General features: G+C 68.3%; 16 protein-coding genes. 10 read left to right on the top strand and 6 right to left on the bottom strand.

The genetic code is table 11. The features are described from left to right. A complete protein-coding gene (locus WAE60_RS09550) occupies positions 1–804 on the top strand; it encodes an inositol monophosphatase family protein (RefSeq protein WP_337685951.1) in 804 nt (267 codons plus the stop codon). 87 nt (positions 805–891) lie between these two features. Further along, on the top strand, positions 892–1,113 hold the full coding sequence (locus tag WAE60_RS09545; RefSeq protein ID WP_029907515.1) for a hypothetical protein: 222 nt from the start codon (positions 892–894) through the stop codon (positions 1,111–1,113). Here the strand turns inward: WAE60_RS09545 and WAE60_RS09540 are convergent. Next, the gene (locus tag WAE60_RS09540; RefSeq protein WP_337685948.1) at positions 1,110–3,131 is read right to left on the bottom strand and encodes a TonB-dependent receptor; all 2,022 of its coding nucleotides are present in this window, start codon (positions 3,129–3,131) and stop codon (positions 1,110–1,112) included. The genes WAE60_RS09545 and WAE60_RS09540 overlap by 4 nt on opposite strands. Positions 3,132–3,251: 120 nt before the next feature. Here WAE60_RS09540 and WAE60_RS09535 point away from each other — a divergent pair, with 120 nt between their 5' ends. The 5 genes from WAE60_RS09535 (at position 3,252) to tpiA (ending at position 9,167) form a co-directional block, all read left to right on the top strand. Further along, the gene (locus WAE60_RS09535) at positions 3,252–3,578 is read left to right on the top strand and encodes a PepSY domain-containing protein (protein WP_029907512.1); all 327 of its coding nucleotides are present in this window, start codon (positions 3,252–3,254) and stop codon (positions 3,576–3,578) included. Continuing rightward, on the top strand, positions 3,575–4,243 hold the full coding sequence (locus WAE60_RS09530) for a response regulator transcription factor (protein ID WP_197026661.1): 669 nt from the start codon (positions 3,575–3,577) through the stop codon (positions 4,241–4,243). Before WAE60_RS09535 ends, WAE60_RS09530 begins: the two co-directional genes overlap by 4 nt. A gap of 10 nt (positions 4,244–4,253) precedes the next feature. Continuing rightward, positions 4,254–5,615 carry a sensor histidine kinase gene (locus WAE60_RS09525; RefSeq protein WP_029907508.1) on the top strand — a complete coding sequence of 454 codons (1,362 nt, stop codon included), beginning with the start codon at positions 4,254–4,256 and terminating at the stop codon, positions 5,613–5,615. A 170-nt stretch (positions 5,616–5,785) separates the two neighbouring features. Further along, the gene (locus WAE60_RS09520) at positions 5,786–8,323 is read left to right on the top strand and encodes a TonB-dependent receptor (protein ID WP_337685944.1); all 2,538 of its coding nucleotides are present in this window, start codon (positions 5,786–5,788) and stop codon (positions 8,321–8,323) included. A 79-nt stretch (positions 8,324–8,402) separates the two neighbouring features. Continuing rightward, positions 8,403–9,167, top strand: coding sequence for a triose-phosphate isomerase (gene tpiA / locus WAE60_RS09515; protein ID WP_029907505.1), 765 nt, complete (start codon positions 8,403–8,405; stop codon positions 9,165–9,167). 33 nt (positions 9,168–9,200) lie between these two features. On the opposite strand, the gene WAE60_RS09510 is transcribed toward tpiA, so the two are convergent. The 3 genes from WAE60_RS09510 to WAE60_RS09500 all read right to left on the bottom strand — a co-directional run bounded on the left by WAE60_RS09510 (position 9,201) and on the right by WAE60_RS09500 (position 13,136). Continuing rightward, positions 9,201–9,482: a PepSY domain-containing protein gene (locus WAE60_RS09510; RefSeq protein ID WP_029907504.1), complete on the bottom strand. Its 282-nt coding sequence runs from the start codon at positions 9,480–9,482 to the stop codon at positions 9,201–9,203. Positions 9,483–9,726: 244 nt separating this feature from the next. Beyond that, positions 9,727–10,899 (bottom strand): GAF domain-containing sensor histidine kinase, encoded by a 1,173-nt coding sequence (locus WAE60_RS09505; protein WP_337686183.1) that lies wholly within the window; start codon positions 10,897–10,899, stop codon positions 9,727–9,729. 167 nt (positions 10,900–11,066) lie between these two features. Further along, complete coding sequence (locus tag WAE60_RS09500) at positions 11,067–13,136, bottom strand: glycoside hydrolase family 65 protein (RefSeq protein ID WP_337685942.1); 2,070 nt, start codon at positions 13,134–13,136, stop codon at positions 11,067–11,069. 178 nt (positions 13,137–13,314) lie between these two features. Here WAE60_RS09500 and WAE60_RS09495 point away from each other — a divergent pair, with 178 nt between their 5' ends. After that, entirely contained in the window at positions 13,315–13,635 is a 321-nt protein-coding gene (locus tag WAE60_RS09495; RefSeq protein WP_081916614.1) for an alpha-amylase family glycosyl hydrolase, read from the top strand. Between the two features lie 95 nt (positions 13,636–13,730). Here the strand turns inward: WAE60_RS09495 and WAE60_RS09490 are convergent, their stop codons facing one another. After that, a complete protein-coding gene (locus tag WAE60_RS09490; protein WP_337685941.1) occupies positions 13,731–15,893 on the bottom strand; it encodes a catalase in 2,163 nt (720 codons plus the stop codon). Between the two features lie 47 nt (positions 15,894–15,940). Then, complete coding sequence (locus tag WAE60_RS09485; protein WP_337685937.1) at positions 15,941–16,480, bottom strand: hemerythrin domain-containing protein; 540 nt, start codon at positions 16,478–16,480, stop codon at positions 15,941–15,943. A gap of 200 nt (positions 16,481–16,680) precedes the next feature. Between WAE60_RS09485 and WAE60_RS09480 the strand changes: the two genes are divergently transcribed. Together WAE60_RS09480 and WAE60_RS09475 are read left to right on the top strand one after the other, a co-directional pair. Next, positions 16,681–17,025 (top strand): CsbD family protein, encoded by a 345-nt coding sequence (locus WAE60_RS09480; RefSeq protein WP_337685935.1) that lies wholly within the window; start codon positions 16,681–16,683, stop codon positions 17,023–17,025. Between the two features lie 213 nt (positions 17,026–17,238). After that, positions 17,239–17,826 (top strand): SRPBCC family protein, encoded by a 588-nt coding sequence (locus WAE60_RS09475; RefSeq protein WP_337685933.1) that lies wholly within the window; start codon positions 17,239–17,241, stop codon positions 17,824–17,826. Positions 17,827–17,855 lie beyond the last annotated feature (29 nt).

Raw genomic sequence — 17,855 nt, 5'->3', positions numbered from 1 at the left:
GTGAGCCAGCCTTCCCCCCTGATCCAGACCATGATCCGCGCGGCCCGCGCCGCCGGCGACCGCCTGAAGCAGGACTTCGCCGAGATCGCCACCCTGGAGATCAAGCACAAGAACGGTCCGGCCGACCCCTTCACCATCGCCGACGTCCGCGCCGAGCAGACCGTGAAGACGATCCTCGCCGAGGCTTATCCGGACTATGGCTTCCTCGGCGAAGAGGGCGGCGTCGTGCCGGGCGCCGACGCCTCGCACACCTGGATCTGCGACCCGCTGGACGGCACCGCCAATTTCCTGATCGGCCTGCCGATCTGGGCCGTGAACATCGCCCTGGCCCGCGACGGCGAGGTGATCGCCGGCGTGACCTACGTGCCGATGCTGGACGAGATGTTCCGGGCCGAGGTCGGGCAGGGCGCCTGGCTCAACGACCAGCCGATCAAGGTCTCCACCCGCCAGGGCCTGGAGCAGGCCGTGCTGGGCGTGGGCATTCCCTTCATGGGCAAGCCGCGCCAGGCGCAGTTCCACGCCGAGATGAAGCGCCTGACCGACCGGGTGTCGGGCGTGCGCCGCCTGGGCGCGGGGGCCGTCGACATGGCCTATGTCGCCTGCGGCCGCTTCGACGCCTACTGGGAGCAGAGCGTCAGCGCGTGGGACATGGCGGCGGGCGCGGTCATCGTCCGCGAAGCCGGCGGCATGGTCACCGACACCCTGGGTCGGCCGCTGGACCTGATGAACGGCACGGTCCTGGCCGTGACGCCGCAACTGAGCGCGGCTCTGTTGCACGAACTGAGGCCGGTCGAGACCGCCTGACGTTCTTACATCTGTAACCAAACCGCTGTACCGAGCGCCGACCCCGGCCGCTCGTCGATCCCGCATGCGCCAAGAGGACCGATCGCCATGCTCGACCTTGTCACCGTCACCGCCGAAGAGTTCGCCGACCTGCGCGCGAGCCTTCCGGCCATCACCGACCGCTATCTGTTCGACGTGTTCGGGATCAGCGAGTTCACCTGGGTGAAGCTGCGCAAGGGCCTGCCGGTCAAGCGCTCGACCCTGGAACGGGCCTTGGCCAAGCGCGAGCGCTGGCGGGCGATGGGCGGGGCGGCGCGCAAGGCGGCCTAGCCGCCGAACGACCGCTGCAGGGTCACGCCGGCGAACGCTCCGTGATCCATGCTCCGGGTCTCGACACGCTTCAGCGGCGCCCCGCCGCGCAGGCCCGCATACTGTTCGCGCCGGCGGTCCACCGCGCCGCTGGTCAGGTTGTCGACCTCCAGACGCAGATTCCAGGCGGGGGCGGGGCGCATCTCGAGAAAGGCGGACCAGCGCGCGGCGACCTTGTCGGTCCGCACTTCGTCGAAGCGATACTCCCGCTTTTCCTCGCCCATCACCGCGTCGACGCCCCACCGCATGCGGCGGGCGGGCAGGTCCTGGGTGAAGTGCAGGGCGCCTTCCAGGGCAGGTTCGTCCGACAGGCCGCGCCGCGCGCCGGTGGCGAGATCGACGACACGGCTGCGACGCGCGACGACGTCGGCCTTCAACAGACCGCCGGGGATCAGGACATCCAGCGGCAGGCTGAGGTTCAGGGCGATCTCGTCGCGCGTGGCGTGGCCTATATTGCCCGGCGCGTCGAAGGCGTAGCCGGGGCCGACGATCGGCACGCGGTCGATGGCGTCGGTGATCTCGTCGTGCCGGGCGGTCAGCACGATCGCGCCGGCCTGTCCGAAGCGCCGTTCCCAGGTGGCGGCCAGTCGCCAGGTCTTGTCCGGCTCGAGATCGGGATTGCCGGCGGTCACCGTGTTGGAGGTCAGGGAGGTCGAGCTGACGAAATCCTCGAAGTCCAGCTGACCCACGCGGCGCTCCAGTTCGAACCGCAGCTGGTGACGCGCGTCGCGGGCCCAGGTCACTTGCAGGCGAGGCTTGGGGTAGAGGAAGGTCTTCTCCATCTGGCTGTCGCCGGTCTGGCGCAGGCGCGAGGCCTCGACGCGGGCGCCGGCCTCGATCGTCAGCGCCGGGCGCGCGCGCCAGGTCGCCGTGGCGAAGGCTTCGCTCCGCCGTTCCTCGACCCGGACATTGGCGGAGGGCAGGGCGATCGCCTGGCCGTTCTCCTCGAGCGCCGAGCGGCTGTCGAGGCTGTTCAGCGCCGCCTCTCCGCCCAGCTCCAGGGTGACCGTCGCGGCGTCCCGGCGCAGCAGGACGCGGGCGATGGTCTCGCCGGCCTCCGACGACAGACGGGTCGTCGAGGTCTCCGTTCCCTCGACCGCATGGTCGCCGGCCCGCGTGCGGGTGGCGTGGCGCAGGGCTTGCGCCTCCAGGGTCCAGCGCGAGGACACGGGGCGCTCGAAGCGGCCGCCCAACTCGGTCTCCTGGACATGCTCGCGTTCGACCACGGCCTCGACCGACGCGTCGGGCGCGCGCTCGGTTTCCAGGATGTCCGCGCGCGTCTTCTCATTCCTCAGATTGGCGTCCAGCCGCAGTTTCCCGCCCAGCGCCCGGCGCTCGTAGCCCACCGCCGTTTCGGCCACGCGGGCGCCCTTGTCCTCGCGATAGAGGGCGTCCCGCTGGAGGGTTCCGTCCGGACGCGTCCGGATGAGCGGACCCTGACCCTTCTCGTCGTCGACCGTGCGGCCGATCGAGGCCGACAGCTCCAGCAGCCGGTCGCCGCGTCGCCGCGACACCTCGCCGGCCAGGCGCGGGGCGATGACGCCGTCGGGGTGGAAGGCGCTCGACGCCTCCAGCCGGCCGCGAGTCGTGGTTTCGCGCACCCGCACGACATTGGCGATCAGGCCCCGGCCCTGCATGTCGACGCCCGCGGCGCCGGCGCGGATCAGTTCGACGCGAACGACCGAGCGGGCGGGTATGCGGCGCAGGATGGTCTCCAGGCTCTCGGACTTGCTGGTCGGCCGCTGGCCGTCGATCAGGACGTTGCCGGTCGCGCCGGAAAAGCCGCGCATGTCGCTGTCGCCGCCGTCGAAGCCGAAGCCGGGGAGGCGGCTGACCATGTCGAAGGCCGAATAGGGCTGGGCGTCGGCGAAATAGGCGGCGGGGTAGGGCGTGACCGCGTCCTGGGCCGCCTGGGCCTGGGTGACGGCGCCCGTCGAAATCAGGCCGGCCGCCAGAACGGCGAAGGATCTTGCGGTCATGTCGGTCTTCCCCACGCGGCCCTTCCGCGTCCCTGGAGAAGCTTTGTCTGTGCGCGCCTGACATCCGGCCGTTGCGGTTCGTCAGGGCGGTGTCAGGATGGCCATGGAATCCTGGGCCCCATGAAACCGCACCTCACCTCACGCCTCGTCGCCGTCCTGGCCCTGTCGCTCGCCGCCGCGGTCCCCGCCGCCGCCTGGGCGGACGACCACAAGAGCAAGGACCACGAGGCCGCGCGCACCGCCCTGGCCCGGGGACAGGTGCTGCCGCTGACCCGCATCCTGGCCATCGCCGAACAGCGCGCCCCCGGCGACGTGCTGAAGGTCGAGCTCGAGGACGACGACGGCAAGCTGGTCTACGAGGTCAAGATCCTCGGCCGCAACGGCCGGGTCCGCGAACTGGACATCGACGCCCGCACCGGGACGGTGCTGAAGATCGAGAACGACTGATGCGGGCGCTGGTCGTCGAGGATGATCCCGTCGTCGGGCCCGACCTGGTCAAGGCGCTGAGCGCCGCCGGCTTCGTGGTCGACCTGGCGCGCGACGGCGAGGACGCTTCGTTCAAGGGCAGCGTCGAGGACTACGCCGTCGTGGTGCTGGACCTGGGCCTGCCGCGCCTGGACGGCCTGTCGGTGCTGCGCCGCTGGCGGGCCGACGGACGGGCCTTTCCCGTGCTGATCCTGTCGGCGCGCGGCGACTGGACCGAAAAGGTCGAGGGGATCGAGGCCGGCGCCGACGACTACCTGGCCAAGCCGTTCGAGATGGGCGAACTGCTGGCGCGGCTGCGCGGCCTGGTGCGTCGCGCGGCGGGCCGGGTGTCGCCGGTGATCGAGATCGGTCGCCTGGCGCTCGACACCCGGCGGATGTCGGCGACCATCGACGGCGCGCCCGTGCGGCTGTCGCCGCTGGAGTTCCGCCTGCTCGACTGCCTGGCCCACCAGCCGGGGCGGGCGGTGTCGGCGGGCGAGCTGGCCGAGCAGCTGTACGGCGTGGCCGACAGCGGCGACGCCAACGCCATCGAGGCCCTGGTGGTGCGGCTGCGGCGCAAGGTCGGGCCCGAGGTGATCGAGACCCGCCGGGGCTTCGGCTACCAGCTGGGCGGCGCGACCGCATGAAGGTTCGCCCGTGAAGGCCGGCTCGCTCCGTCTGCGCCTGATCCTCGGCGGAGCCATGGCCGTCCTGGTCGCGCTGGCCGTGGCCTGGCTGGCCATGACCTGGCTGTTCGAGCGCCACATCGAGCGCCGCGAGACCGACGAACTGACCCGCGTGGCCCTGAACCTGGTGGCCGGGCTGTCGGTCGATCCGGCCGGCAAGCCGGTGGTCGCCGCCGCGCCCGCCGATCCGCGCCTGGAGACCCCGGCCGGCGGCCTCTACTGGCAGGTGTCGACGGCGGCGGGGGCGGTGCGGTCGCGCTCGCTCTGGGACCAGGCCCTGAAGCCGCCGGCCGAGGCACCGGCCGAGACCTGGCGCGCGCGGATCGCCGCCGGACCGTTCGACGACCGCATCCTGCTGGTCGAGCGCCGCGTTCGGCCCGACCATGCCGGCCCCGCCGTGCTGGTCCAGGTGGCCAGCGAGGAGAAGGCCCTGCGCGCCGCCCGCGCCGAGTTCGGCCGCGACCTCGCCATCTTCCTGGGCGGGCTGTGGCTGGTGCTGTCGGCGGCGGCCACCGTGCAGGTGGTGCTGGGCCTGTCGCCCCTGACCCGGATCCGCGCCGACCTGGCCCGGCTGCGCGGCAGCCCTTCGGCCCGCATGGCCGATGACCATCCGCGCGAGATCGCGCCCCTGATCGGCGCCATCAACGACCTGGCCCAGGCCCGCGAGGCCGATCTGGCGCGCGCCCGCCGCCGGGCCGGCGACCTGGCCCATAGCCTGAAGACCCCGCTGGCCGCCCTGTCGGCCCAGAGCCGCCGGGCCCGGGCCGCCGGGGCGGTCGACGCCGCCGACGGCCTGGACCGCGCCATCGAGGCCATGGCGGCGGCGCTGGAGACCGAGCTGGCGCGGGCCCGCGCCGCCGCCGCGCGCGAAACCACCCTTCACGCCCAGGCCTCGCCCCTGGCGGTGGCCGAACGCCTGGTGGCGGTGGTCGAGCGCACGGCCGAGGGCGAGCGGCTGATCTTCGACGTCGAGCTCGACGAGACCCTGAGCGCGCCGGTGGCGGAGGACGTGCTGACCGAAATGCTCGGCGCCCTGATCGAGAACGCCGCCCGTTTCGCCCGCCGGCAGGTGCGAGTGGCGGGCGTCGTGACCGACGGCGGGGTGCGCCTGTCCATCGACGACGACGGGCCGGGCATGGAGGAGGGGCGGGCGGAAGCGGCCCTGATGCGGGGCGGACGGCTTGACGAGGCCGGACCGGGCCACGGCCTGGGCCTGGCGATCGTCCGCGATCTGGTCGAGGCCTCGGCGGGCGAACTCAGCCTGGGGCGTTCGGACCTGGGCGGCCTGGCCGTATCGATCCTCTGGAGGGCGCGGGCGGCCGACGTCGTGTAGGGCCGCGGTGAACGACCGTGTTGGAATGAACGGTCGAAATGGAAAACTGCACGAAATTTTCTATCTCACTTGCAAAATAGAAAATCTGTTCGTAGTGTCTGGTCGTCGGCCCAGAGCGCCCAATGGCGCCGTTGCGGAGAGTCGGCGAACAGAAGGGGAGGGTGACGACCATGGCATCCAGGAATCTAATTGGCGCGCTGCTGCTGAGCTCCTGCATCGTGGCGCCGTGCATGGCCGCCGCGCAGGAAGCCGCCACCACGACGGTCGAAGAAGTCGTGGTGACCGGCCAACGCGCCTCGGATCGCGACTCGCTGCTGAAGAAGCGGGACGCCGTCAGCGCCGTCGAAGTCGTTTCGGCCAACGACGTGGGCAAGCTGCCCGACCAGAACGTCGCCGAAGCCGTCCGTCGCCTGTCGGGGGTGTCGGTGGCCACGGACAAGGGTGAAGGCCGCTACCTGATCATCCGGGGCATCGAGCCCAACCTGGCCAACGTGACGATCAACAACCAGACCGCCTCGGCGCCCGAGCCGGAGTCGCGGAACGTCAAGCTGGACGACATCCCCTCGGCCCTGATCGGCTCGGTCACGGTGATCAAGTCGCTGACGCCGGACCTCGACGCCAACGCCATCGCCGGCCAGGTCGACATCAACACCCTGACCGCCTTCGACCGGAACAAGAACATCCTCAGCGCCCGCATCGTGCGCGGCACGTTCGAGGCCACCGACGCCAAGGGCACCGAAGGCGACGTCTCGGTCGGCGGCAAGTTCGGCCCCGATCGCCAGTTCGGCCTGGTCCTGGCCGGCAACTATTCCAAGCGTCCGTCGGTGTCGGACGACGTGCTGGCCGGCAGCCGCCAGATCGTCGGCGGCGTCGACCTGCCCGCCGAACTGGACATGCGTTCGTACAGCCCCGCGGTCCGCAAGCGCTCGGGCGCGGTGGCCAACTTCGACTGGCGGCCGAACGACGACGTCAAGCTGTACGCCCGCCTGATGTATTCCAAGTTCGACGACAACGAGACGCGCGATCGCTTCCGCTTCTTCTTCCCGGGATCGGCCGGCAGCTATTCCTCGCTCAACGCCGACGGCGGGGTGATCACCTCGACGACCGCGCGGCACCTGGTGCGTCTGCGCAACGAGATCACCGACACCACCACCCTGGCCTTCGGCGGCGACTTCAATGTCGGCAAGGGCGTGCTGACCGTCCAGGGCACCCACGCCCTGTCGGAGAAGAAGGACCCGATCCGCGACGAGTTCGACTACCGCTCGACCGGAACCCTGACCGGCGCCTTCACCGGCACCGTGGGCCTGCCCGACAGCCTGACGGCCGGAACCTCGGCCCTGGCGGCCAGCACCTACAACCTGCGCCAGTACAAGCAAGTCAGCCGCCGCGCCGAGGAGAACCTCAACCAGGCGCGGGTCGACTACAAGCTGCCGATGGACGCCTGGGGCGAGGGCAGCTACCTGAAATTCGGCGCCAAGTACCTGGATCGCGACAAGTTCACCGACGCCAACGGCCACGTCTATACGCGCGGCAACGGCGAGACCCTGGTGGGCGAGACCGACGCGACCATCCCCACCGTCTACAAGGGTCGCTTCGCGTTCGGCCCGACCGTCGACTACAATTTGGCCCGAGCCTATTTCGACGCCAACAAGGGGCTGTTCACCGACTCCGCCACCGATCGCCTGATCGAGACCCTGGGTTCGGACTTCAAGGTCGTCGAGAAGATCACCGCCGGCTACGGCATGGCCAGCCTGACGCGGGGCGACCTGACCGTCATCCCGGGCGTGCGGGTCGAGCACACCGAGGGCAAGACCTCGGCCATCGCCGTGACGCCGACCTCGACGGTCAACGACACCTACAACCAGTTCGGCGCGTACGACTACACCGACTGGTTCCCCAGCGTGAACCTGAAGTACAACATCTCCGAGCGCCTGCTGACCCGCGCCGCGGTGACCACGGCTCTGGGCCGCCCGAACTACGCGGACCTGGCGCCGACCCTGGCGGTCAGCGCCGCCGACAACGAGGTCACGCTCGGCAACCCCGACCTGCAGCCGCAGAAGGCCGTCAATTTCGACGCCTCGCTGGAATACTACTTCGCCGGTGAAGGCGGCATCTCGCTGGGCCTGTTCCACAAGCGGATCGAGAACCCGATCTTCTCGTCGACGGTCACGGAGAGCGGCACCTTCGGCGGCGTGGCCCTGGTCAACGCCGACGTCACCCAGATGACCAACGGCGACAAGGCGCGGGTCACGGGCCTGGAGTTCAACGTCCAGAAGCCGCTGACCTTCCTGCCGTCGCCGTTCGACGGCCTGGGCGTGAACTTCAACGCCACCCTGGTCGACGGCAAGATGAACGTGCCGGACCGCTCGCGGAAGATCCAGCTGCCCAACCAGTCCAAGCGACTGGCCAGCGCCCAGCTGTACTACGAGAAGTACAACTTCTCGGCCCGCCTGGCCTACACCTACCGCTCGGCCTACCTGTTCGAGCTGAACACCGGCGACGCCACCGGGGCCAGCGACATCTATTTCGACAAGGTCACCACGCTCAGCGCCCGCGTGGCCTATCGGATCAACAAGGTCGAGATCTTCGCCGAGGGCAACAACCTCAACGACGCGACCGACTACTACTACTACCAGACCCGCAGCCGCTTCGCGGAGTCCGAGACCTACGGCCGCTCCTACCGCTTCGGCCTGTCCTACACCTTCTAGACCTCGCGCGAGGCCCGGGCGTCCCCGTGACGTCCGGGCCTTGTCACGTCCGCTCTTCCCCGACATCGAGAGACGACCCATGGCGATTTCGACGCCCGCTTCGTCGCGCCTGGTGGCCGGCAACTGGAAAATGAACGGCGGTCCCGACCCGTTGCGGGAAGCCGCGACAGTGGCGGCCGCCCTGGCCGGCAAGATCTCCGGGCCGACGGTCGCGATCTGTCCGCCGGCCACGCTGCTGCACAGGGTGTCTGAACAGGTGCGGGGCTCGGGGGTCCTGACGGGCGGCCAGGACTGCCATGTCGAGGCCTCCGGCGCCTTCACGGGCGAGGTCTCGGCCGCCTTGCTGGCCGAGGCCGGCGCGCGGCTGGTGATCCTGGGTCATTCCGAACGGCGCTGGGGACGCGACGAGAGCGACGCCCTGGTGGCGCGCAAGGTCCTGGCGGCCTTCGAGGCGGGGCTCCAGCCGATCGTCTGCGTCGGCGAACGGTGGAACGAGCGCGAGGACGGACGGGCCCTGGAGGTGGTGCGCCGCCAGCTGCGAGGCTCGCTGCCGCCGGTCCCGGCGGGGCGCGCGATCGCGGTGGCCTATGAACCGGTCTGGGCGATCGGCACGGGCGCGCGGGCCTCGGAAGGCGACATCGCCACGATGCATCAGGCGATCCGGGAAGAACTGCTGGACATGGGACCCGACGCCGGCCGGGCGTCGATCCTCTATGGCGGCTCGGTCACGGCCGACAGCGCGGCGGCGATCCTGGCCGCGCCCGAGGTGGGCGGCGTGCTGGTGGGCGGCGCCTCGCTGCGCGCCGACAGCTTTCTGGCGATCATCGCGGCCGCCCAGGGCTAGGGCGCCCGACGCCGAGGCGTCGGGCGCAAGAGATCAGTGGTCGGGTCGCTGGCGAAGGATCGCGCCGTCGGCGGCGACGTCGAGCTCCATGCGTTGGCCGTCACGCGCCACGGCCTCGACGTCGAAGCCCTTCCGGTCGCGGTCCATTTCCAGGATGGTGAAGCCTTGCGCTTCCACCCGTTCGGCGGCGCGCGCAAAGCTGGCGCTCGCGGCCTGGGCTCGCGGTTGGGCGAGGGCGGCGCCGGTCAGGAGCAGCAAGGTCGCGGCGCCGGCGCCCAGGACGACGGCGGGGCGGATCGTGGTCTTCGAAAGCATGGGGAGAACCTTTCTCTGCGGTGGATGACGGGAGAATGGTCCATCGGTCCTGACGTAAGACCTGCGGCGATCGTCAGTGCGGCATCAGCGTTTCGATCGACGTTCTCGTCTTTGCGTACTTTCAGTTTAGGCCGCACGGAGGGCGGCTTCCGGGAGGTGAGCCAATGTCCGCTAATGGCGCGGGTCGGCCACAGTCCACCAACAAGCTGGTTGGGGGGGCGGCACACGCATCTGAGTGGTCGCGCTAGTTCTCGAGCGGCATGCGAAAGGTAAAGCGCGTCTTGGTCGCATCCGAACTGGCCCTCAGGTTCCCATTGTGGGCGCGCGCGATTTCGGACGCGATGTAAAGGCCAAGCCCAAGGCCCTGCTGTGTCGGCTTGGCCGCGGCCCGCTCGAACGGCTGGAAAAGACGGGCAAGCGTTTCTCTAGGGATCGGCGGACCTTGATTGGCCACGGAGAGCTCGAACACGCCGTTCACAATCTTGGCCTCGACCGAAACGGGCGCGTCTCCGGCGCCATGGGTCAACGCATTGGCCAAAAGGTTCGAAAGGAGCTGAGCTAATCGGGCGGGGTCGGCCGGCACCGGCGTGGGAATGTCGACGTCAGCCTCGATGATCCGTTCGGGATGGGCGGTCCGAAGCTCAGACACGACATCGAGCAGTGCGGACCCGACGTCGTTTTCGAGAGAAAGATCGACATTGAAGCCGCCGCCCAGACGGGCGCGTGTGAAATCCATTACGTCAGAAATCAGGCCGGCCATTCGCGCGGTGCTCGTCTCCATCTGCCCGAGGATCCAGCCGCTCTTCGGCCCGGTCGGGTCTTTGCGCAGAAGGCGCACGCCGCCCTCGATGGCGGCCAACGGGTTGCGCAGGTCGTGGCCGAGCACGGCGATGAACTGCTCGCGCAGTTCAGAACCGGCCCGTTCATCTGACAGCGCCGCCTGGCTCAACGCCAGCTGCTGCTGATCCGCTAGCTTCTGGCCGATTAATTCCGCGAAGATCTCGAAGGTCTCCTGCGCGTCGCGATCCGTCAGCGGAGCCGGCGCCGGATCAATTGCGCACAGGGTGCCAAAGAACTCGCCGCGGCGGAAAATGGGGACGGCGATGTAGCTTTGCAGTCCATACATCGCAGGTGTGGGATGGTTGCTATAGACCGGGTCGGCCGCGACGTGGTCGATCACGACTGATCGGTGATGGTCGCGAATTTCGCCGCAAAGCGTCGTCTCGACCTTCAGCTCGCCGCCGACCGGCAAGCCAAAGTTTATGTCGTCAGCCACCGCGCAGGCGACCCAACGATCGGCCGTGACCCGAGCGACGACCGCATACCCCATACCGGTCAGGCGGCATATGTTCTGTAGAATTCTGGGAACAAGCCCGATCGAGGCGATCGCCGCAATGTCGTCAGCGATTTCCGTCACGCTCAAGCCCACTTCAAGGAATGGCGCGACGATGCTCGGCCTTTATGTGGAAGGCAATACGCAACGCAGCGTCCTTGAGGATCGGCTCGGCGCAACGACGCGCCTTTAAGGTCCAATTGCCGGAGCTGGGCCAACGTCAGCTCGTGGCGCAACACCGATGCGACGGATCACAGAGGTTCGAGGCGGGCCCTCTCACCTTGCCGCGCGGACAGCCGGGTCGCCATCCCACGGATCCATAGGCGATCGACCTCAATGGCCGTCCACCCGTCGGGCAGAACCACCTCGCGCTCGATCCACGTCTCGAGCGCATCGGGCCCAGCCCGCAGACCCGTAAACCCGAACAGCAGGCCGGTCAGAAACCCGCCGATGTTGGCGAAGAAGGGCCCTGCCTGCGGCTGTTCGGGAAAACGGTCGGCGCGGTATTCCAAGGTCTGTAGAAACCGTCCGGTGCAGAACTGCCCATAGCCTTCGTCCAGCAGCTTGAGAGCGAGCGGGCGGTCGCCCAGCCGCGCGGCCCAGGCGCCGTAAAGCGCCGAAAGCATCGGGCTGCCGATATAGTCCTGCGCCATCCCCAGATAAAGCTCGAGAGTGGCTTTCTCCTCCGCGGGCGCCAACGGATAGCCGAACGGAAAAAGGCCCATCAGCGGGTCAGGCGTGGCGCCCTTCTCTTCGTCGACGCGATAGGCGTCGTGCGAGATCACCGCCTTGCCGCGCATGGGGATGGCTATGCCTTCGGCGATCTTTTCCCAGGCCGGATCGGCTGGCAGGCCTAGATCGGCCGCGACGCGGATGGCCTTACGCAGCACCACCACGGAGCCCATGTTGGTGAAGGCGGCGTTGTCGACCGGGTTCTCGCGCTCGGCGATGCCCATGGACGCGTTGATGGCATAGCCCTCGCGGGTCCTGGTCACCCGCGTGGTGATCCACTCGCTGACCCCGGCCAGCACCGGCCAGACTTTGGTGCGCAGGAACTCCCGATCACCGGTGACGTCGGCATAAAACGCGAAGGCGCGCGCCACGTCGAGCGAGACATGGTCCTCGTGCCAAGCCGCCGTGCCGGGGAGCGGCGCGGCCTCCTGGCCGCTTGTCGGGGCGCTTTCCCAGGGGAACTGGAGACCGCGGCGGCCCATCAGCTTCGCGTTCTGACGGGCGGCTTCGAGCCGCGAGGACCGATAATCGAGCAGCGCCTCGGCCGCATCAGGCTGGACCATGCACAAGGCCGGGACCGCAAAGGCCTCGATGTCCCACATCACATGGCCAAAATAGTAGTGGTAGTCGTGCCAGGTGGCCAAGCCGAAGATCGAGGTCGAGGCGGGCGACGAGGCATGAACCGAGCTGTTGAGATAGAAGAAGGCCGCGTCAGCCAGTCCCTGCCAGCGGTCTCCGGCGCCCTCCAGGCGGATGCGGCCTTTCCACAGCTCGTTCCAGACCGCGCGGTTCTGCCGGCGGATCTTGTCGAACCCGTCGCTGGCCGCCTTGGCCGCCAGGCGCGCGGCCTGCTGGTCGGGCAGGGCATGGAGGGCCGACGGCACGAGACTGGCGATTTGGCGCAGGCGCACCGTTCGCCCGGCTCGCGCGCGAAAGCCGTACTCAGTGACCAGCCGGTGATCGCGCAACTTCGGATGCGTGGCTTCCCGATCGCCCGCGCCCAGCAGCTCGGTGACGAAGGCGACCCCGCAGGTGGAGAGAGCGCCGGCCGACTCCCAAAGCAAGGTTCCGTCGGTGGCGGGCTCGGGCTCGCCGGGGGTCACACGGCTGTGCCTGAGAGCGCGACCGTCGGCGCCGCTGGCGTCGACGATGGCGCGAAGGCCCAGGCTGCAGGCCTTGTCGAGTTTGACGCTGACCTCTTGGCATACAAGCGTCGGATCGGTGCGGCTGCAGAAAGTCAGGACCTCGACCTGGGCGGTGAAGCCCTCGGCCTGGAACGTGAACCGGCTGGTCAGTTCGCCCGCCGAGAAGTCGTAGACCTGCTGCAGATCGAAGACCTGATGGGGCATGTCCGACAACCAGGCGCCGTCCAGGGCGATGTCCCCGGCGATCGGGTAGGGCGCGACGGCGGCGGCCTCGATCTGACGCTCATAATGCTCGCCGCTATAGCCGCTGAGCAAAGTCATGCCCGTGGTCAGCGGTACGTCACGAACGCGCAGGCCGATGAGGCCGTTGGAGACATAGGCCGGCAACTCTCGACGTCCGGCTCCGACCACGGCGGGTGGGTTGATCGGCCTATACTTGGACATGGGGCCCCCAATTGGCTCGGAGGCTCTAACCGCTGGGGCGCTGGCGTGTTCCACCGCAGTTGCGCCAGCGTTGAACCGCAAGGCCGCTGGAGGGTTAGCGACAGGCTCTGGTGATCGAGCGCGACCGCCAGGCGCGGTCGGGTTTGTTGTTCTGGCGCGCCCAAGCTTGGCGCAGGGGATGGCGCCAGAGAAGGCTGTACGCGCCGAAGTATGGTGGAAGTACGCGGTGATCTATCAAATCTACCCGCGCTCGTTCCAGGACACGAACGGGGATGGAATCGGTGACCTCCGTGGCGTGGTGCGCCGCTTTGACTATCTGGTCGATCTGGACGTGGACGCGCTTTGGCTGTCGCCGTTCTATCGCTCGCCGATGCGCGATTTCGGCTCCGACGTACGCGACCACGTGGCGATCGATCCGATCTTCGGCGACATGGCTGACTTCCGCGATCTCGTAGCCGACCGTCGAGAGGTCCGCGTTGATCTGGGTTGGAAACGATGATCGACGGGCGTTCAACGACAGCGGCTAGCGTCCTATCATGCTCTAGGGCTTGCCCCATACGCACGACGGCGCATGGGGCTTCGACGTTCTGACGCCTAGAAGACCTTGCGCACCAGAGGTTCACGCGCCCACACACGTCCCGCTTCGGCCGCCGCGATGAAGTCGGCGATCGAGGCTTTCGGCAGGGTGATCAGCCCGATGTCGGCGTCAGGATTGGCGTCCGACAGCCCGCCCTTGACGAAAAGGGGCGTAGCGGACGGAAGGTAGGCGATGACCTTCAGGTGCCCGAACGCATCGCGTACGAAGTTGACGGCCGTGGCCTCCAACGCCAGCGCCGCGCCCCCTTCGTCCGAGGGCAGCAGCACGACGGCGTCGAACAGCACCGAAGGGCCGCCGTCCACGCGGAAGTCGGCGGGGACGCGTTCTCCGCCCGCCGTCACCACGCCGGTGATCGTCGGGGCGACGATGGCGAGTTTGGCGCCGGCCGCGGCCACCGCCTCACGGACCTGCGCCAGCAGGGCGTCATTCACGCCGTCGGTCACCAGGCAGCCGACCTTTCGACCGATCAACCCCGGGGCGGCCTTGGCGAGGATGCTGAGCGCCGGGGACAACTCCATCTCCGCGGCCGGGACCAAGGCTGGCGCGGGCGTGATGTCGCCGGCCCGGCCAAGACCGGCCGCCACGCGAAGGGCCAACGTCTCGTCGATATTGGCCAGGCGCGAGAGCATCGCCTCGCGAACGGCGGCCACCTCACAGCGGCTCAACTCGAAGATCAGGGCCGCGACGATGTGATTCCGCTCGGGCTCGGTCTGGCTGAAGAAGAACATCCGGGCCTGGGTGAAGTGGTCGGCGAAGGTCTCGGGCCGCACGCGCAGTTGCTCGCCGGTCTCGGGTGCGGGGAAGGTGCGGTAGCCGGTCTCGAGCGACTCCCGCGCCACGTCCGCGCCGAGGCTGGACGGCTCGTAGTTCACCTGGCCCTTGGGGACGCCCATCTGCATGTGGCCGTCGCGCTGCAGGTTGTGGAACGGACATTTGGGCTGGTTGATCGGGATCTGATGGAAGTTGGGCGAGCCAAGGCGCTTGAGCTGGGTGTCTTGATATGAGAACAGCCGCCCCTGCAGCAGCGGGTCGTTGGTGAAGTCGATGCCGGGCACGACGTGCGAGGCGCAATAGGCGACCTGCTCGGTCTCGGCGAAGAAGTTGTCGGGGTTGCGATCCAGCACCACGCGCCCGACCACCCGCAGCGGGATGACCTCTTCGGGAATGACCTTGGTCGCGTCCAGGACGTCGAAAGGCAGAGCGTCGGCCTGTTCCTGGGTGAAGGTCTGAAGACAGAATTCCCACTCAGGGAAATCGCCGGTGTCGATGGCTTCCCAGAGGTCGCGGCGGTGGAAGTCCGGGTCGGCGCCGTTGATCTTGACGGCCTCGTCCCAGACCACCGACTGGGCGTTCAGCTTGGGCCGCCAGTGGAACTTGACGAAGGTCGAGGCTCCGGCGGCGTTGACCAGCCGGAAGGTATGGACCCCGAAGCCCTCCATCATTCGATAGGAGCGCGGGATCGTCCGGTCCGACATGATCCACATGATCATGTGCATGCTCTCGGGCGTCAGCGAGATGTAGTCCCAGAAGGTGTCGTGCGCGGTCTGCGCCTGCGGGAACTCCCGGTCGGGATCGGGCTTGGCCGCATGGATCAGGTCGGGGAACTTGATCGCGTCCTGGATGAAGAACACCGGGATGTTGTTGCCGACGAGATCGAAGTTGCCCTGCTGGGTGTAGAACTTAACCGCGAAGCCGCGCACGTCGCGGGCAAGGTCCATCGAGCCCTTGTTGCCGGCGACGGTCGAAAAGCGGGTGAAAACGGGGATGCGTTCGCCGGGCCGCTGCAGGAAGTCTGCGCTGGTGACGTCGGCCGCCGAGTCCAGGCACTCGAAGAACCCGTGCGCGGCCGAGCCGCGGGCATGGACCACGCGCTCGGGAATGCGCTCGTGGTCGAAGTGCATGATCTTCTCGCGCAGGATGAAATCCTGCAGGAGAACCGGGCCCCGCGCGCCGGCCGTCAGCGAATTCTGGTTGTCGGCGATCGGCACGCCTTGGTTGGTGGTCAATTGGCTTGCCGGTTCGCCGGCCTGCTGGTGCAACTCGCCGCCCGGCGCGACCAGGGTTTCGCCGACGGCGCCGTTGCGGTCCTGGGCGCCGTTCGCGGGGGACGTGGGGTTCGCCGGGGACTTGGGGATGGTCTTCGAGGGGCTCTTGGCCATGGGATGTCCTTCGAGCGCGGGCGCTCGTCATGAAAGGGAAGGGGCGTTCAGGCCAGGACCGGAGGGACGGCGAGCAAAGCCATCAGTTCGGCCTTGCGGGCGGCGAGCCTGGCGCCCAGGGCGTCCAGATCGATCTTGGTCTGGCGCACCTCGGGGAAGAGCTCTTCCTCTTCCTCCTTGACGTGGTGGCGGACCTGCTCGCCCAGCACCTTGACCTTGGCGTCGTAAAGCGGTTGGCCGGGGGCGCCGGCCTCGATCTGGGCGATCAGGGTCTTGGCGCCCATGTGTTCGACGATGGCCTCGTCGATGAGGTCGCCGTCGCCGGTCTCCTCGCGGGCCGGGGGATAGAAGAATTCTTCCTCGATCTGGGCGTGCACTTTCAGCGCCAGGCAGATCTTGTCAGCCAACGCCTTCTTGGCCGCGTCGTCGGTGAGGGTTTCGTATTGGTCGAAATAGTCATCGACTTCTCGATGGTCGGCGATAAGCAGGGAGATGGCGTCCGGCCCGGCGGTCCTGGGCGCGGCGGCGGCCTTGGTGGCCGCGCGCGTCGATGTCTTCCTGGCTTTGGTCTTAGCCGTGGTGGCCATGGGGCGAGTTCCGATTGGGAGAGGCCTCATCAACCGACTCCCCGGGGCCGCCGTTCCGACGATCCCGTCACGGCCCATCAAATGATGCTCCTCGCCACCGTCCACGAACGCCGCGTCAAGCCTCCCAGGAACAAGCCGTGACGGCGGGGGTTTGAGGAGGGCTCGCGATCAAGCGGGCGTCAAACCAGCGGGAGCCGGTGATGAACGAGCAAGTGACGGGCGTGGCGAACCAAGGCGTGGGACGCGTCCAAGACGCCGTTGGCGGCCTGACCGGCAATGCCGATCTCCAGGCCAAGGGCAAGATCAGGGAAGCGGTCGGCTCGGTGCAGCAGGCCTTCGGCGAGGCCAAGAGCAGCGTCAAGAATGCGCTCGAAGACAGCCTGGATGGCGTGCGGAGCCAGGTCCACGATCAGCTCGACGCGGTCGAGACCTACGTCTTGTCAAAGCCTTTGCCCGCGGTGGCGATCGCCGGGGCCATCGGCATCGTCGTGGGTTTTCTCCTGCGTGGTCGCAGCAAGACGATCTATCTTCGCGACGCGCGCTGATCCTCGACGCATCACGACGGTTCACGCCTTCGGAACCCGGTTCCGAGGGCGTTTTCATGGGGCGTGACGCAGGAGTCCGGCCTGGCGTGGCAAGGCCGACACGCCGTCCGATCGCATGACTCGGTCGGCTGGGCGACATAGGAAGTCTTTGACTTCACTATAGGAACGGGCTTGGTCGCGAGCGGTTGTCAGCGGGCAGGAGGAACATCCCCAATGTCCGACGAGACCATCGCCCGCGCGCTGGAAAGCGACGCGCCGCTTACCGCCGCCGTCCGCCAGCGCGATGTCGCCCACGTCATCGCCGAAGATCAGGACTGGCACGCCGCCGCTCTGGTCGGCCGCACGATCACCATCAATCGTCCGCGCGCCGAGCTCTACGCCTTCTGGCGCGACTTCCGCAACCTGGCCCTGTTCATGGAGAACGTCGAGAGCGTCACGCCGAGCGAGGGCGGCCGTTCCCATTGGGTGGTCAAGGCCCCGGCCGGTAAGACCGTCGAGTGGGACAGCGTCCTCACCGAAGAGGTCGAGAACGAGGTCTTGGCCTGGGAATCCGCGGATGGCGCGGATATCAAGAACGCTGGCCGGATCGAATTCCGCGACGCTCCGCCGGGACGCGGCACGGAGGTTACCGCGACCATCGTCTACGAGCCGCCGGGCGGCGATCTGGGCAAGCTGATCGCCAAGCTCTTCCAGAAAGAGCCGAAGATCCAGGCGCGCCGGGAGCTTCGCCGCTTCAAGCAACTCATCGAGACCGGCGAAATCTCCACCGCCAAGTCGCCCGACGCCGCGCCGCAAGCCTGATCCCAAACCCTCATTTGATGGAGACGCGC

This window comes from Caulobacter sp. CCG-8, assembly GCF_037402475.1.
Classification (GTDB): domain Bacteria; phylum Pseudomonadota; class Alphaproteobacteria; order Caulobacterales; family Caulobacteraceae; genus Caulobacter.
This window is presented reverse-complemented; position numbering and strand designations above follow the sequence as displayed.

Excerpts from the sequence above, each read along its gene's own strand:
- WAE60_RS09535 (WP_029907512.1), top strand. The coding sequence starts at position 3,252 with ATGAAACCGCACCTCACCTCACGCCTCGTCGCCGTCCTGGCCCTGTCG.
- WAE60_RS09545 (WP_029907515.1), top strand. The coding sequence starts at position 892 with ATGCTCGACCTTGTCACCGTCACCGCCGAAGAGTTCGCCGACCTGCGC.
- WAE60_RS09500 (WP_337685942.1), bottom strand. The coding sequence starts at position 13,136 with ATGTCCAAGTATAGGCCGATCAACCCACCCGCCGTGGTCGGAGCCGGA.
- WAE60_RS09495 (WP_081916614.1), top strand. The coding sequence starts at position 13,315 with ATGGCGCCAGAGAAGGCTGTACGCGCCGAAGTATGGTGGAAGTACGCG.
- WAE60_RS09485 (WP_337685937.1), bottom strand. The coding sequence starts at position 16,480 with ATGGCCACCACGGCTAAGACCAAAGCCAGGAAGACATCGACGCGCGCG.
- tpiA (WP_029907505.1), top strand. The coding sequence starts at position 8,403 with ATGGCGATTTCGACGCCCGCTTCGTCGCGCCTGGTGGCCGGCAACTGG.
- WAE60_RS09480 (WP_337685935.1), top strand. The coding sequence starts at position 16,681 with ATGAACGAGCAAGTGACGGGCGTGGCGAACCAAGGCGTGGGACGCGTC.
- WAE60_RS09540 (WP_337685948.1), bottom strand. The coding sequence starts at position 3,131 with ATGACCGCAAGATCCTTCGCCGTTCTGGCGGCCGGCCTGATTTCGACG.
- WAE60_RS09510 (WP_029907504.1), bottom strand. The coding sequence starts at position 9,482 with ATGCTTTCGAAGACCACGATCCGCCCCGCCGTCGTCCTGGGCGCCGGC.
- WAE60_RS09475 (WP_337685933.1), top strand. The coding sequence starts at position 17,239 with ATGTCCGACGAGACCATCGCCCGCGCGCTGGAAAGCGACGCGCCGCTT.
- WAE60_RS09520 (WP_337685944.1), top strand. The coding sequence starts at position 5,786 with ATGGCATCCAGGAATCTAATTGGCGCGCTGCTGCTGAGCTCCTGCATC.
- WAE60_RS09490 (WP_337685941.1), bottom strand. The coding sequence starts at position 15,893 with ATGGCCAAGAGCCCCTCGAAGACCATCCCCAAGTCCCCGGCGAACCCC.